10 protein-coding genes are annotated in these 16,280 nt (G+C 53.9%); 6 read left to right on the forward strand and 4 right to left on the reverse strand.

Going from position 1 to position 16,280, the window contains the following annotated elements; translation table 11 throughout:
* Positions 1 to 300: 300 nt before the first annotated feature.
* From FBR45_RS04115 to FBR45_RS04130, 4 genes are all read left to right on the forward strand, one after another.
* Entirely contained in the window at positions 301 to 1,305 is a 1,005-nt protein-coding gene (locus FBR45_RS04115) for an NYN domain-containing protein (RefSeq protein ID WP_138499571.1), read from the forward strand.
* 2 nt (positions 1,306 to 1,307) lie between these two features.
* Complete coding sequence (pabB, locus tag FBR45_RS04120) at positions 1,308 to 2,696, forward strand: aminodeoxychorismate synthase component I (RefSeq protein ID WP_138499573.1); 1,389 nt, start codon at positions 1,308 to 1,310, stop codon at positions 2,694 to 2,696.
* Between the two features lie 239 nt (positions 2,697 to 2,935).
* Positions 2,936 to 5,791, forward strand: coding sequence for an outer membrane beta-barrel protein (locus tag FBR45_RS04125; RefSeq protein WP_138499575.1), 2,856 nt, complete (start codon positions 2,936 to 2,938; stop codon positions 5,789 to 5,791).
* 41 nt (positions 5,792 to 5,832) lie between these two features.
* Positions 5,833 to 6,582: a GLPGLI family protein gene (locus FBR45_RS04130; RefSeq protein ID WP_138499577.1), complete on the forward strand. Its 750-nt coding sequence runs from the start codon at positions 5,833 to 5,835 to the stop codon at positions 6,580 to 6,582.
* Here the strand turns inward: FBR45_RS04130 and FBR45_RS04135 are convergent.
* Together FBR45_RS04135 and FBR45_RS04140 are read right to left on the reverse strand one after the other, a co-directional pair.
* Positions 6,576 to 7,316 carry a DUF6503 family protein gene (locus FBR45_RS04135; RefSeq protein ID WP_138499579.1) on the reverse strand — a complete coding sequence of 247 codons (741 nt, stop codon included), beginning with the start codon at positions 7,314 to 7,316 and terminating at the stop codon, positions 6,576 to 6,578. The genes FBR45_RS04130 and FBR45_RS04135 overlap by 7 nt on opposite strands.
* Positions 7,317 to 7,343: 27 nt before the next feature.
* Positions 7,344 to 8,798 (reverse strand): pyridoxal phosphate-dependent decarboxylase family protein, encoded by a 1,455-nt coding sequence (locus FBR45_RS04140; RefSeq protein ID WP_138499581.1) that lies wholly within the window; start codon positions 8,796 to 8,798, stop codon positions 7,344 to 7,346.
* Between the two features lie 103 nt (positions 8,799 to 8,901).
* Here FBR45_RS04140 and FBR45_RS04145 point away from each other — a divergent pair, with 103 nt between their 5' ends.
* The gene (locus FBR45_RS04145; RefSeq protein ID WP_138499583.1) at positions 8,902 to 10,326 is read left to right on the forward strand and encodes an aminotransferase-like domain-containing protein; all 1,425 of its coding nucleotides are present in this window, start codon (positions 8,902 to 8,904) and stop codon (positions 10,324 to 10,326) included.
* Between the two features lie 460 nt (positions 10,327 to 10,786).
* On the opposite strand, the gene FBR45_RS04150 is transcribed toward FBR45_RS04145, so the two are convergent.
* Both FBR45_RS04150 and FBR45_RS04155 read right to left on the reverse strand, forming a co-directional pair.
* Positions 10,787 to 14,215 (reverse strand): ThuA domain-containing protein, encoded by a 3,429-nt coding sequence (locus tag FBR45_RS04150; protein ID WP_138499585.1) that lies wholly within the window; start codon positions 14,213 to 14,215, stop codon positions 10,787 to 10,789.
* Between the two features lie 194 nt (positions 14,216 to 14,409).
* Positions 14,410 to 15,219, reverse strand: coding sequence for an META domain-containing protein (locus FBR45_RS04155; RefSeq protein ID WP_246082101.1), 810 nt, complete (start codon positions 15,217 to 15,219; stop codon positions 14,410 to 14,412).
* Between the two features lie 150 nt (positions 15,220 to 15,369).
* Here FBR45_RS04155 and FBR45_RS04160 point away from each other — a divergent pair, with 150 nt between their 5' ends.
* On the forward strand, positions 15,370 to 16,278 hold the full coding sequence (locus FBR45_RS04160; RefSeq protein WP_138499587.1) for an LEA type 2 family protein: 909 nt from the start codon (positions 15,370 to 15,372) through the stop codon (positions 16,276 to 16,278).
* Positions 16,279 to 16,280: the final 2 nt, after the last annotated feature.

Genomic DNA, 16,280 nt, shown 5'->3' on the forward strand with positions numbered 1-16,280 from the left:
GGCGCAAATGAGCGGACAAAGATACGCCCCCATCGGATTGCAAGTGAAATTATGCTATTTTTGCCCTGTAGTTCTTTATAGCTGTACACCTCTCTTTATTAGCCAGAAAAAGTACCCGTTGTTATCTGTAGTAAGCTGCCTTATTGGTTTATCCATACGAAAGAAATAGAGACCTGCTCCGCAAAAGAAGCCAGACGAAAGACAACCCGTACACATCCTAACAGCTCGATTACAGTAATAAGAACATCAGACGTTGCCTTTTTTTACAGTTCGTACATTTCGATAAACTACGGTTAACTTATGCCTGCACAATCTGGACTAACCCGAATCGGGGTTTTTTATGATGGTAATTATTTTTTACACGTAAGCAACTACTACAACTACTCCCACGAACGACGCAGTCGCATCAGTATTTCCGGACTTCATGCCTTTATCCGACGCCAGGTAGCTGAAGAAGAAGGGGTTAACGAACGGCTTTGCCAGATTGTCGATGCTCACTATTTCCGGGGGCGGCTCAACGCACACGAAGCCAACCAGCGCGGTAATCAGCTTTTTTACGATCGCCTGTTCGACGATATCCTGATGTCGGAAGGGGTAGTAACGCACTATCTGCCGGTTAAAACCTACCAGGGGTATCGGCAGGAAAAAGGAATCGATGTATGGCTGGCGCTGGAAGCTTTCGAGCTGGCTCAGTACAAAAAATTCGATGTCGTTGTGCTGATCACTTCTGATGGCGATTACGTACCGCTGATTCGTAAACTCAACACGCTCGGCTCGCGGATCATGGTGCTGAGCTGGGATTTTGAGTTCCTGAACGAACAGGGCGAAAAGCAGGTGACCCGCACCTCGCAGGACCTGCTCGAAGAAGTATCCTATCCGGTTGGTATGCACGCGCTGATCGACGACCGCAGTCGCCGGAACGATACCGTTATCCAGAACCTGTTCGTAAAACAGCAGTCCCGGCCCGCCTTCACGGCGGCTACCGCCAATGGCAGTAACTACGACGGCGACTACCTGAACGGGAACGGGTATAACAACGCGTACCAGGTAAATGACGAACCTAACTATAACGTGGCCGACGATGTCGACGACGATCCGGAAGGCCGCAAGATCAGTACGATCCGCAGCCTGAAAACCGGCTATGGTTTTGTGAACTACCCACCCAACAACCTGTTTTTCCACTACACGAGTCTGCTGGATACGGACTTTAACGAACTGCAGGTAGACGATGAAGTGGAGTTCAGTATTGGTCATAACGCCGAGGGCAAAGACATTGCCGTAGATGTCCGGCTGCTTCGGCCGTAAATATGCGTGAAGCGCGGGTAACGATTACCGATGGTTCACCCCTTCAGTGGCAGGCGCTGAAGTGGGCAATGTCACAACCCAGCCCCACTGGTACCTTCGTTGCTTCACTGACCAATAACGGCATTATGTATCCCAATGACCCGTTTCCGAACCGACTGTTTGTTGGGGCGAAACGGGTTATTTCGTTTTCGGAGGCCAGCCAGGAGACGACCATAACCACCGCCGATAGCACAAGGCGTTCTGCGGGTTCCGATGTTTTCGAGGCTCTGTACGAAGCCCATCGGCAACAGGCTTCGTTTCTGGTTGGCTACTTCAGCTACGACCTCAAAAACCAGCTCGAAAAACTGAACAGCCGCCACCCCAATCGGCTGGGTTTCCCGGATGCCTACTTTGTGGAGCCAGCCTGGGTTATCGACATAGGCCAGATCAACGGCTCATTGCAGGAGATAACGGTTCGGGGCGAGGGAGATGCGCGGGCGGTTATGGCGGCTATCCTGGCCTTTCGGACGCCGGCGAGCGAGGTTTTCCGGTCAGATGAACCAGCAGCGCCCGCCATTCAGTGTCGCGTTACGCCCGAAGCTTACCTGAATACTGTTCGGCAGATTCAGCAGCTTATCCGCGATGGGGATGTGTACGAACTTAATTACTGCATTGAGTTCTTTTTGGAAAAGGCCCGGCTGGACCCGCTGCGTACATACCAGGCGCTAACCGAGCGGTCGCCGATGCCGTTCTCGTCGTTTCTCAGGCTTGACAACCGGTATGTGCTGGGAGCCTCGCCCGAACGGTTTCTCAAAAAAACAGGCTCCCGTATTCTGTCACAACCCATCAAAGGCACCATCCGGCGCGGGCAAACGACCGACGAAGATGCCGAGTTGCGGAGCCAGCTTTTTCAGTCGGAAAAAGAGCGGGCCGAAAACCTGATGATTGTCGATCTGGTACGGAACGACCTGGCCCGAAGTGCCGAAACTGGCTCGGTACGAGTAGACGAGTTGTTCGGAATCTATGGCTTCCGGCAGGTGTACCAGATGATCTCAACGGTATCGGCCACGCTACGGAACGATGTGTCATGGGCGGATAGTATCCGCAATGCCTTCCCGATGGGTAGTATGACGGGAGCGCCTAAAATCCGGGCTATGGAACGGATCGATCAGCTGGAGGCCAGTCGGCGGGGCGTATACTCGGGGGCGATCGGCTACATTACCCCCGACGGTGATTTCGACTTCAACGTAGTGATTCGCTCATTACTGTACGATGCCGAGCAGCGGTATGCATCGTTTTCGGTAGGGAGCGCCATTACTTACGACGCTGACCCCGACCAGGAGTGGGCCGAATGTCTGCTCAAAGCCAGCGCTATTCGGGAGGTGCTGGAGCAGACCGCCCTGGCTGGCTGAGCGAGGGCGCTGGCGGTTCAATAATCTTTTGCCAGATCGGTATGGAATTTCTGTCGGAATCGACTCACCAGAGGTAAGTCGCGCGGTCATTTGCTGGTTTACAGGCTCCAGAGGGCGGTATCTGCCGCTTACGAAATAAACTACTATATTTTTAGTTAAAAATCGTTAAGCCTGTAACCAGGGTAAAGATTGTACGCGTAGCTTTACTATTGGTTACACCTTTCCTAAATCCAAACCGTATGAAAAACCTTTTCCTGCTGGCCATACTGTGCCTGCTAATGGGGAAACTCCATGCTCAGTCTCCGGCTCGGTTTACCCTGCAGGGCCGCGCCGTAGATACGTCGGCCGCTCCGCTGGCTTCCTCTACCGTGATGCTGCTCAGCCCCAGGGATTCGTCGCTGGTGAATTTTGGCCGGACCGACGAGAAAGGAGCCTTCTCATTCAAGAACTTGAAGGCAGGTAACTATATCCTGAAAATATCCTTCGTTGGCTACATGCCCTATAATCAGCTGGTGAAACCAGCGGGCGAGGCCCTCGTAGACCTGGGTGCGCTGAAACTCAAACCGATTACCAGAGAGCTGATGGAAGTCGTGGTCAGAACGGCCAAGGCCCCGTTGACCATCAAAGGAGACACGATTGAGTATAATGCCAGTTCGTTCAAGGTGCCGCCGGGCTCGACTGTTGAAGACCTGCTCCGGAAACTACCCGGCGTGCAGGTCGATCAGGACGGCAACATCCGGGCGCAGGGGCAGGAGGTCAAGAAAGTAACCGTAGATGGCAAGAATTTCTTCGGCAACGATCCCAAACTGGCTACCAAGAATCTCCAGGCTGACGCGATTCAGAAAGTGCAGGTGTATAACGACAAAACGGAACAGGCCAAACTGACGGGTGTTGAAGACGGCAAGAAAGAGAAGACCGTTAACCTGGAACTTAAGGAAGAATTTAAGAAAGGCGGATTCGGTAAGCTGACCGCCGGGGCAGGCCCGGCCTCGAACGGCATAAGCCCCCGGGCCGACGCCAAGGGAAACTACAACAAATTCGACGCTAAGCGGCAGTTCTCGGTTATCGGGCTGGGCAACAACACCAACCAGCAGGGGCTGTCCTGGAACGATTATCAGGATTTTAGGGGGAGTAACTCGTTCAACTGGAACGACAACGCTGATTTTGGCTTCAGCAGCGGAGGACGGTTCATATTCTTCGGGGGGGATGAAGACAACGAAAGCCTGAGTATTCCGGTCGATGGCCGGGCGGGGCGGGGCTTTTCCAACAACGTGGCCGGTGGGGCCAACTACAACTACGATACCAAGAAAACCAAACTCAGCACCAGCTACTATTACAGCCAGACCCGTCTGCAACTCGATGCCGAACGAAACCGCCGTAACTTTCTGGAAGACGGTTCGTTCCGGACGGCAGAAACGAGCGGTCAGACTAATTTCAACGCCAACCACCGCGTCAGCCTGCGTTACGAAAAAGCCATCGACTCGCTGAATACCATCATCTTTATCAACAACAGTCGGCTCGGCAACGGGAATGCGGGCCTGTTCAGATTACAGGAACAATTCCGGGTCAACGGGACATCGGGGCCCGAGCTAGTATCGACCCGCAACCGTACCAACAACCGAACGATAGCGGCCACATTCGGGTCGGCCAATACGCTCCTGTACCGGCTCAAGTTCAAAAAGAAAGGGCGCAGCTTTGCCGCCAGCGCTACCTACCAGATCAATACTAGCGACGGCACCCTGAACCTGGACGCGACGAATGAGTTTTTTCAGGCCACCAGCGTCAACGAACAGCTGCGCCGGATTCGGCAGGATCAGGAAACCACCAGTTTGCGCAGCGAATACAAAGCCAGTCTGCTGTTTATCGAACCATTTGCGAAGAAGTTCTTCTGGGAGTCGTTCTACAACTTCAGCCTCCGCTATGATGAAGTAGACCGGAACGTGCTCGATGTGGCCGATGTGGGCAACAGTCGTAACGATTCGCTGAGCCGCTACTACAGAAACAATTACATCTACAACCGACTGGGCAGCAGCGTCCGCTATTCGTACAAGGGACTGAATCTGGCGGTGGGGCTGGCCGGGCAGCAGTTTACGATCGATGGTCGGTTTGCGGTTGATCAGACCTCGTCGGCATTCCGGTTCATTCGCCGGACGTTCACGACCGTTGTGCCGAACGTCTCGCTGAACTACGATATGAAAAACAACCGGTACGTCTACGGCGGGTATGACCTGAACGTACGCATACCTTCGTCGCGGGATTTGCAGCCGTTTCCCAATAACGCCAATCCGTTATTCATCACCGAGGGTAATCCGAACCTGCTGCCCGAACTCCAGCACGGTGTGAATGTGGGCTTCAGCTATTTCAACCCCGGTAACTTCACCAATTTTTTCGCCAACCTCTACGGCAATTACTACGTCAACCAGATCGTATACAGCCAGCTTGTTGACCGGCAAACGCTCGTTACCCGCAGCTTTCCGGAAAACCTGACCGGCGGGCGTACCATCGGGTCATACCTGGACTACGGCTTTCCCATCAAAAAAACCAAAGCTACACTGCGGCTCAACACCCAGCTCAACTTTGGGCGCAACCTGACCAATATCGATAGAGTTACCAATGAGACCTACAACCAAAGCTACAATATAGGAACCCGGCTCGACCTGACACCGGTTGAGTGGCTGACGTTCTACGGTAACGCGAACGTAGGTATCGCCCAAACCCGATATTCGATCAATACGGGCCAGAATCAGACCATTATCACCAACAACTTCGGGGGCGATCTTAACCTGAAGCTACCGGCCGGTATCTACCTGACATCGGCGCTGAACTACCGGGTCTATAAAAATGAACGTTTCGGTTTTGATCAGCGGGTGCCGCTCCTGAACGTATCAGCTTATCACATCCTGGGCAAGGCGAAAAAAGCCGAAGTCCGGCTATCAGCGGTCGACCTGCTGAATCGGAATCTCAACGTGTCGCAGTATGCCGGCCAGAACTTCGTTTCGGAAGAGCGGGTGCAGACGCTGGCCCGGTATTTTCTGCTTAGCTTTACCTATAACATGCGTGGCGTTCAGGCCAAGATGCGCCGGGAAAACTTTTAATGGAGAAACCAACCCGTCTGATACACTCAAATTAGCCAGTTATGAACCGGTTCATTCTTATTCTCTGCGGTATACTGACGACTACGCTATCGCTGGCGCAGCAAACCGAAGGCGTGGTAACGTACCAGCGCAAAACCTACTGGAGCAAGATTATAGCCCGGATGACCTTTCTGAGCCAGGAACAGAAAGACCGGGCGGCTCAGACCTGGAAAAACGACGACGAATCGAAAGAAAAAATGAAGCTGTCGTTCAACGCCAATGAGAGTCTCTATACCTACGCCAGCGAGCAGGGCGAAACTGAAGACGGCCAGTATTCGTGGCGTAATGCCGATCTGGTGCTGTACCGAAACTTCGACAAAGACAAAAAAATCGATGTGATGGAGATGCTGGGTAAAACCTACATCGTTGAAGACTCTCTGCATACACCGACCTGGAAAATCGGTAACCAGATCAAGGAAGTGGCAGGCTACATCTGTATGCGGGCCGATACGGAAGATCCCATCAAGAAGCAGAAGATAACGGCCTGGTTTGCGCAGGATATTCCGGTACCGGCCGGTCCGGAGCGGTACAGTGGCCTGCCCGGAGTCATTCTGGAGCTGAACCTGAACGAGGGAGATGTTATCATCGAAGCAACCGGCGTGGCCTTCCGTAAACTCACCCCCGATGATCTGAAGCTACCCAAGCTGAAAGGGAAAAAGCTGAGCGATTCGGCCTACGACGCCCTGATTTCGCAGCATATCGCGGAGAGCATGACCGCTCATCGCAACCCGTTCTGGACCATTCGCTACTGATCGGCCAAGGGCGTAACCTGAATGTTTTTCTGCTCAATGCGCGACAGCTCGGGAAGCTGTCGCGCCTGGTAGCGCTGGTCATAGGTGCCCACCGAGGTCGTATCTTTTTCGTCGCCCCTGTAGTTGATATAATCCTGAAACCGGATACCACCGACCGTTTTCGGATTGATGGCTTTGCGGAAGCGGGGTCCTCCTTCGCTGTAGGCCAGGTAATCCATGGTGTGAGTTTGCTGGTTGAACCAGTAAAAGAATGTGTCCCGGTAATCGTCGCCACCGCCTTCGGCCCGAAACCGCACCCGTACTTTATCATAAGTCTGCCCGTCAATCTGGCTTTGGCCGGCATAATCGGCCAGTACGGCCGGGTCGCTCAGTTTGTGCGGCAGCAGCACAAAATAGGCTACTGAGTTCACCGCGCGGCTGTATTTACCGATCTGGGCGGTATCGAGCGGCTGAGTCTGGTTGTTGCGGGTGCGGGTAAACGAATCGTTGGTAAGCACTTCGCGAATGGCTGCGCCGGCCGAGTCCCGATAGCTGCGTTCGTACCGAAAACGGCCATTTTGTTGTTCCAGCACGAGGTGAAACTGCCTGAAGTCGAACGAGATTCGCTTATTCTGGTACGCATCGCCACCGTGGGCCGCAATCGCCTGATCGATCAGGTTTTGAGCGTCGTTCTGCGGTTGGCAGGCGGCTGCGATGAAGAGCAGAGAGCAGGCGGTAAGGAAAAGACGGAGCATAGGATACAGAGTGGAGGAGACACAAACCTACAAAAAGTGCCGATCGATACGAAGGTTGTCTGTGCCAGCCTCGGTCAGCTGTTGGTAAACGGTAGTCATGGTTCTGATAGCCCGGTGCAGATCTTCCGTCTGAGTCCGCCAGTTGACGAAAGCTGCTCGCAGGCAGCTTACTCCATTATATACCGTCGGGGTGAGATATACCTGGCCTTCAGCGTTCAAGGCTGTCTGAAACGTGGCCAGCCAGGTCGCGTCGGTTCTATGGTGCCGCAACGAAAAACACACTACATTAACCCTAACAGGAGCTTCTAGCTGGAGAAAACCGCTTTTGGCAATCAGTTGACCAAATTCTGTCGCCAGGGCCACCGACCGCTCCACGATAACGCGGAAGCCCGTTCGGCCATACCCTATGAGCGACAGCCAAACAGGTAAGGCTCTGAGTCGGCGGCTGTTTTCGGGACCCATATTGAGGTAACTAAAATTAGTCATAGGATCGCCCAGATAGGGGGCGTTGGTATTCTGAAACGTCTGAACCTGCAGAACGGCGTAAACTGATCGCACTAGCCAGACAGCGCTGTCGTAGGGTACATTGAGCCACTTATGGTTGTCGATGGCAATGCTGTCGGCCCATTCCCAACCCGCCAGCCGGGGCGCCAGGGAGGGGACGAGGGCCACAAAACCACCAAACGCAGCATCGACGTGCAGCCAGAAACCAAATTGCTTTTTTAACGCCACCAGCGCAGTCAGATCGTCAAAGTCGACGGTATTAACTGTGCCGCCACTAGCCATCACAATCACGGGCTGGCCGGGTTGCTGGTTCAGCAGTTCGGTCAGGTGGGTTATATCGATAGCTTCCCGGTCGGGTAGGCTGCGTACGTTTTCAAGCGATGTACTGCCCAACCCCAGCATTGCCAGTGACTTGATAGCCGACGAGTGGGGCACGGCAGCCAGCACCCGGATCTGACCGGGCCTGACACCCTCCCGCGCCACATCGCACCCAAGTTGCTGCCCCGCCCACTGCCGGGCCACAGCCAGCCCCGTAAAATTTGCCATAGTTGCCCCCGTCACGAAACCACCCATGAAATCGTCAGGCAGGTTCAGGAGCTGGCGGAAAAGTGCCAGCGATTGCGCTTCTATGTTTGCTGATAGATCACCTGGACCGGTCAGGCCCTTCGGATTTTGGTCGAAAACAGTGGTGAGCCAGTCGCCTACGATGCTGGTGGGGGTAGTGCCGCCTGTGACGAAGCCCCAATAGCGTGGCCCCGCCGACCCCACCAACAGATTCCGAAACTGAGCGTCGAACTCGGCCAGCGCAGCCAGGCCACCTATGCCGATTTCAGGAAGCTGAGCGGGCTGTAGCTGCGGATCGGGACGAGACGTGGGTAGTTCGGGTAAATCTGCCAGAAACTGGCCACAATAGGCACGGGCCGCATCGAGTAACTGATCAAGTGAATCGTGTTCGGGCAAGTAAGGAGTAGATGGCATAGTGAGTCATTTACTATCGGCTAGATATCGACTGCAAAGGTTGGGTTAGATTGATGAAAAAAACAGTAGCAATTTTGTGAAAAATAACCAGATCAATTTACCGATGAAGACAGCCTATCGTTACGAGGCTATTGCCAAACAACTGCAACAACAAATCGTTAGTGGTTTGTTGAAACCTGGTGAACGGCTGCCCTCAGTGCGTCAGACCAGTCATACACAAGGGGTCAGTCTGACGACTGTTTTCCGGGCTTACTACGAACTCGAAGCCCGGGGGCTAGTAGTGGCTAGGCCCCAATCAGGTTATTATGTTCGAGAAGTGGTGAATCGCTTCCGACAACCTTCCCAGCTTAGCAAACCCCAGCCTATCGCCATGAACATTACCGTGAGCCAAGCCCTGCGCCAATTGCCCCGAGGCTGGTCTCACCCGAACGTTATAGATATGGCCGTGGCCGTGCCGGGTTTGTCGCTCTTGCCGCAGGCCAAACTCAACAAGTCCCTGCTGACTATCCTGCGCCATTTACCTGATAGCGGTCTGGGCTACGAAACGACGTGTGGTTTTCCCGAATTACGTCGGCAAGTAGCGCAACGATTGACCTGGGCCGACCATGTCCTGACTCCCGATTCGGTGGTGATTACTACGGGCTGTATCGAGGCCATTACGTTAGCCCTGCGCGTCACGACCAAACCCGGCGACATGGTAGCTATCGAGTCGCCCACCTACTATGGCCTATTGCAAGTTATGGAAGGGCTGGGTTTGCGCGCCTTTGAGTTGCCTACTGATACCCAAACCGGTCCTGATCTGGAGGTGCTAAATCAATCATTAGCTACCCAACCCATTCGGGCGGTGGTGCTTACTCCTACATTTAGCAACCCGATCGGATATTGTATGAGCGATGAGCACAAAAAAGCGCTGGTCGATTTATTGGCCTCGTATGATGTGCCGTTGATTGAGGATGACGTATATGGTGAACTGTATGCTGGCTATGCCCGGCCCCGAACTTGCCAGAGTTTCGACCGGGTTGGGCGGGTTTTGCTGTGTGGGTCGGTCTCGAAGGTGCTGGCCCCGGGTTATCGGGTAGGCTGGCTAGTACCCGGCCGCTACCGGGATGAAGTGATCCGGGCGCAATTGATGCAAACCAACAGCCCGGCAACGCTGCCCCAGGCCGCTATCGCCGACTTTATGCAGACGGGTCGTTACGAACGTCATATGCGTCAATTGCGGGTTGTTATTCAGCAGCAGGTGCTGGCATATCGGGCGTTGATTCTGGAGGCATTTCCGGCTAACACACATGTTAGTATGCCTGCTGGTGGGCTGGTGCTGTGGGTGCGTTTACCTGATGATCTGTCTGTTAATCTGTCATCGGTTCTGGCGCAGGCTGTGGCTCAGGGTATTGCGTTTTTCCCGGGTTATCTGTTCTCCACTCAACCGCAGTACGGTCAATGTCTGCGGATCACTTGTGGTCAGCCTCTCACCCAGCTATACATCAATGGCATCCGTAAATTGGGTGAGCTGATCAGCCACATCTGAATAATTAGCCACTAAGCTATCTGTTTAGGCGTTGTATGAATGATTCATCCTCTCACCTTATAAAAAAATAAATAGGAGTTATCCCGGAGTTTGATGGAGTCGGCTGAACAGCGAAACCTGCTGAGTTTGGTGGTGCGAACGACTAACCGATAGATTTTCTTGTATCCAAAAACGTGGCAAAAATTGGCTCTACAGCCGACTAAGGCAAGTAAAAGGCTTGTTATTTTTAGTCGCAGTTCCGTAAGTGTGTACAGCCTTTGTTGGATCGCTTTGACTAACCGTTAGTTGAATAAACCCAGCCGCGCACAGCCTTAGTTCGAGGTAGTGCCGTCAAACAGGAAAGCGGTGCCAGTTTGCACTGACACCGCTTTTCCTGCTGTGATCGGCTTTGTGAGCTTTGTTCATCGCTCACCAGATACAAACTTCGGGATGACTCATGTTTATCTGCAGATGGAATTACTTACATACCCGAAGTTGAGAACTGTACCCGATCAACGGCAAACAGGGGTTTCTGCCCGGCCGATGGGTTTACAAAAATCAGGTACAGCTTATGGGTACCCGCTACCGGCTGGCGGAAGGGCAGGTTTACCGGACCGGTTGTTCCCTGTTTCACATCGGCCTCACCGATCAGCGTACCCGTGGGTGAGTCGAGACGAGCTTCGAGCTTACCACCAGCGGCTCGTTCGTTCGGCGCAAACGCCATCACCGACAGGCTCTGAATATCAGTCATGTCGATATCGTTGAAGGCTACGTAGCTACCCGATTTGGTGCCGAAAGCGGCTGGTCCCTGCTTGGGAATGTCGACCTCGCGGATATCTTTTTTCGTATCGGCAGCGGTGGCTTTGATCTTTGGGCTACGCAGCGCCAGTGTGGTTGTTCCCGTCAGTGGGCCCATGGTACCGTTACCACGGTCGGTATACGAGGCCGTCAGCACATAAGCACCCTCTTTCTTCTGATCGGCGGGTACGTAGTTACCGGCTACTGGCTGCTTGTTGGCTGTTTTCTCATCGGCCAGCGACAGAATATACCGGACCATCTCGGTTGCTTCGCTGTCTTTGAGCTGCGGGTGTGCGCTCATGGCCTGTTCGCCCCATACACCGCCCCCGCCTTTGATGATCTTGTTGGCCAGTTTGCCTTCAATCTGGAACGCCCCTTTGTATTTTTTGGCTACATCGAGGTAAGCCGGTCCGATCGATTTTTTGTCGATGGCATGACAGGCTTTACAGTCGCTCAGTTCGATCAGACGTTTGCCGGTCGAGAAGCTGGTATTGGCCTGGTGACCCTGCGCCAGCATCGTTTTATCGAAACCTTCGAGATAGTCGATTGTCATCGTTACGTCGTCGGCGCTGATGCCTTTCTGCAGTGTACCGTCTTCTTTATCGACCACTTTGACGGCGTATTTGACCGGCTTGTTGGGGAAGTAGAACGAGCGGTTTCCTGTTACGGCCAGGTCGACTTTTGGTTCATCGTTCCCAACCCGAATATCCATCGTTTTGGTGGCCACGTTACCAGCGGCATCTGTCACTTTCAGAACGGCCGGATAAACACCCGGTTTAGTAAAGGTTACCGATGGGCTGGCGGTGGTTTGTTTAGGTAGTCCTTTGCCAAACGACCATTCGTACTTCAGCGCGTCGCCGTCATAATCGGTGGTGCCTTTGCTGTCGAACTTTACCGTCAGCGGGGCCGCGCCTACCATTTTGCTGGCAGAGGCTACGACTACCGGTCTGCGGTTCCCGGCGTTGTAGGTGATGCGGCTCAGGCGGGCATCGTCGTTGGCGGCAAACCAGCGCTGGCCATATTCCAGCGTATAGAGGCTACCGTCATTGGCGAACTGCATGTCGATGGTGTGCGAGAATTTGGCGCTGGGCATGAACCGCTCCATTTTCACGAAGTCACCCTCTTTAGTCATAGTAACGGGGTTGATCCAGTCGCGCATCCAGTCGTAGGCGAAGAACTTCCCGTCGTAGTGGCGGGGGAACTTGACGGGGGTTTCCGGATAGTCGTCGTAGTAGTAAACCGGGCCGCCCATGCCGTTACGGCCACCCTTGCCAACAATCTCCCCAAACTCGGGCGACTCGGCATAGGGGTAATAAATAAACGCTTTCTGCGCTGGGGGCAACTCGCGCAAACCGGTGTTATGGGGCGAGTCGTTGATCGGCTTCATCGGGTCGAACAGCGGACCCGACAGGCTGTCTTTGAACGAGTATGCGTTATAGGCGCGGTTGTCGGCTACGAACAACGGCCAGCCGTAGTAGCCCGCCTTACGAGCCTGGTTGATCTCGTCATGACCCCGTGGGCCTTTTTGGGGGCTGTTTTCACCGGCATCAGGTCCTACTTCGCCCCAGTACAGGAAGCCCGTACGCTGGTCAACGGCAATGCGGTAAGGGTTACGGTTACCCATCACGTAAATTTCCGGACGGGCCTTGGGATTGCCTTTCGGAAACAGATTGCCTTCCGGTATGGAGTAGGTACCGTCGGCTTCTGGTTTGATACGCAGGATTTTGCCGCGCAGGTCGTTGGTATTGCTGCTGGTCAGGCGGGCATCCCAGCCGCTCCGGCCCGGCCGCTCGTCGATGGGCGCAAACCCCTGGGAGTTGAAGGGGTTGGTATCGTCGCCGGTCGAGAGGTAAAGGTTACCCGTACGATCCCACGCAATAGAGCCGCCGGTATGGCAGCAGTCGGTGCGTTTGACGGGGACGGTCAGCAGCACCTTTTCGGTGTTCAGCAACAGGGTGTCCCGAACGTCGTCATACACGAACCGGGACAGGTGCTGGGCAGTATCGCCGGGCGCTTCGGCCCGGGCAACGGGCGAGTAGTAAGCATAAATCCACTTGTTCTGTTTGAAGTTCGGGTCGATGTTGATACCCATCAGGCCGTATTCAAACTTGGTATAGACCGGGAAATTGGCCACTACTTTTACCGCCTTGGTTTTCGGGTCCCAGAGCTTCAGCGCGCCTTTGCGTTCGGCAAACAGCACTTTACCGTTGTCCAGCACCGCCAGTTCGGTCGGTTCGTCGAGGCTCGATACGAGTACCTGTTTCTCGAACCGGTTTTCTTCGGGATAGGGCTGGGTTTTGGCCTGGCTGTATTTCAGGCTGGTAGCCATCACGGATTTGAGTCCGCCCAGCAGGTGCTTCAGATAAACCGGGTTGACAAATGTTTCGTCGGGGTGACCAAAGTTGGTGTAAAACGCTTTGCCGCCGTCGTAATCGTGGTACCACGACATGGGGTGGTTATCGCCCATTTTTCCGTCTTTGTACGTTTTCTCATCAATCTTGACGAGCACATTCACGTCGGTGTTGAAGTTCTTGAAGTCATAGAACTCGTCTTTGACTTTCCAGCGGTCAGGGAAGCCAAACATCGACGCGTGGTCCTTATTAACTACATACGCTTCGCCTTCCTGAACGTTCGGATTACCGGGGTGGCTGGCAAACTGCCCGCCCGCCAGCTTGTTGTACCAGGGCCAGCCGTATTCGGTGTCGGTGGCTGCGTGGATGCCTACGTAGCCACCCCCGGCCTGAATGTACCGCTCAAAAGCGGCCTGCTGGGCGTCGTCCAGCACATCGCCGGTGGTGCTGAGCCAGATTACGGCACCGTAGCGTTTCAGGTTGGCATCGGTAAACTGGCTGGCGTCTTCGGTGGTGTCAACCGCAAAGCCGTTTTCCTGACCGAGTTTAACCATAGCGCGTTTACCGGCGGGGATTGAGCCGTGCCGGTAGCCTTTTGTTTTGGAGAAGACCAGCACGCGGTTCAGCGCAATTGGTTTAACGGCTGCGGTTGCTGGTTTGGCCGATGACTGGGCCAGTGCCTGATCGCTCAGACCGGGCAACAGCGCTGCCAGCGCACCCGCCAGCAACCATGAGCGGGAGGGGAGCCATTCATTTTTCATAGAGATATACCTGATTGGGTAACTGGGAACAGTACGACGGAAGCTACGTTCCGGACGGAAAGCCACATTGGCTTATACCAAGAAACAAATGTACCAAAAAGACACTGATCTAGTAAGCTCGTTGGCTAGGTTTTATACCGGTTTTGCCGCTTTTTTGACGAGGGCAACACACTTTATACCGGCCTGTAAACCACTTAGTCTACCTTCCTGAAAGTCATAATTGGCTTGTTGTCCCGCAACAGCGTCAGGGTGCCGTTCGTAACGTTGTAGGTGAGCGACTGGCTGAGTGCTTCGAGGAAGTCGCCCTCGGTCCGGCCGGATTCGTCGAGGCAGGCCATTTTCGTTACGGCCAGCGGTCCAAACTGAATCAGTCGGGTATCGGCCTTGACGCGCCCGCTCAGGCGGTTACAGCCGGTGGTACCCATAACCCGCCCTTCGGTTAGCTGGATTTCCAGCCGTGGCACCTCCTGCCGAGGGCCAGCGGCCTGAACGGGTTTGCCGTTCAGGGTTTTTAACACCCAGATGTCCTGAAGCAGAGCAACCTGCCGGAGCGATACGCCACAGCCCGCGTAATTCTGACCTTTATACGAAATGTTTACCTGGTAATCGTAGCGCTGTCCCGACATAGCGTTGACGCAGCTGTCGGGCCGGAACTGAATGGTGATTGGGTCGGTGCCTGCTTCGGTCTGATACCGGAAACTGCCGTCCGGGTTGGTAGTCATTGGCGGTACGGCTGTCGTCAGACTGTCGCCGGTCAGGGTCGAAAATTGTAGTCGGTTTTTGGATGGATTGATGGTCAGCGACCAGAAGGGCTCTGTGCCAGTTGCAACGAGTTCATGCCCGGCTTTCAGCGCGGAGCTGTAGTCGGCCAGTTGGGGGAGGGGCGTGGTCGAAACCGGCCGGGACGCCTGTCCGGTCGGAGTTAGTGTCGCGCCTAACCGGGTCGACGGCCTGCGGCATGCCGCGCTGATAAGCAACAGAACTAAAACGAGTCTCAGTATCATGACGGAAGTTGAGATAGGCAGAAAACCAACCGGTCTCTACCCGACTAATAATGTCTTTGATGCCTTTTAGGTTTAAAAAGGGGCCAATAGTTTAACGGTCTGAACAGTCGTTGCCTGTGTATCGTTAAGTTAGCTTATTAACACAACGTTATGAAGAGAGGATGGATCATTGCTCTGGGGCTGCTGCTGCTCGGCGTCATTGGCGCTTATGTCTGGTATAGCCGACTGAAAAATAATGCCGAATCGGAAGGGGGCGCGTATGACAACACACTCAAACCACGCCTGGAAGTCAGCACGCTCGATATCACCAATATCGATGACGATGTGATCGACATGACCCTGAAGATGCTGATCGACAACCCGCTGCCGGTAGGGTTCAAGGCCACTGGACTACGGTATACGGTCTACATGGCCAAAACGCCCATTGTCGAAGAAACCTATGCCAAACCCATCGAGGTCGAGTCGGGCGACAGCACGTTTATTACGCTGCCCATGAAGCTGTTGAACAAAAAACTGATGACGGTACTCAAAACTCTGGATGAGAAAGGCATCGACAGTACCACCTACGGGGTTCGGGCCACGTTCGATCTCGATGTGCCCATTCTGGGCGAACGTACGTTCACGCAGAACATCGAGAAGAAGCTGCCTACGTATTACATTCCAACCATCAAAATTGAAGACATAGATTTCGGTAAACTCGGCCTGAAACGAACCGATGTAGCCGCGAAGGTGAACGTTGAAAACCGCAACCGGTTTCCGTATAACTTCACCGACACGCGCTATACGGTATCTATTGATGGAAAGCAGATTGCGGAGGGAGAGCAGCCAGAACCAATTTTGATCAGAAAACAGGCTGTTACACCCGTTGTTTTTCCGGTAACGGTAAAGCCGGGGCAGTCGCTGGGTTTATTGCCCAAGATGCTGTTCGACAAAAAAGACACCCCTTTCCTGGTGACGTTTCACTGTAAAATCATCGATAAAGACGGTAACCTGGCGTTCAAAAACAGCCAGTTCAACACGACCATTCGCGGAACCCTGGCCGATTTTAAGAAAGACTAGCC

It is taken from the genome of Spirosoma lacussanchae, assembly GCF_005870035.1.
Lineage (GTDB): Bacteria > Bacteroidota > Bacteroidia > Cytophagales > Spirosomataceae > Spirosoma > Spirosoma lacussanchae.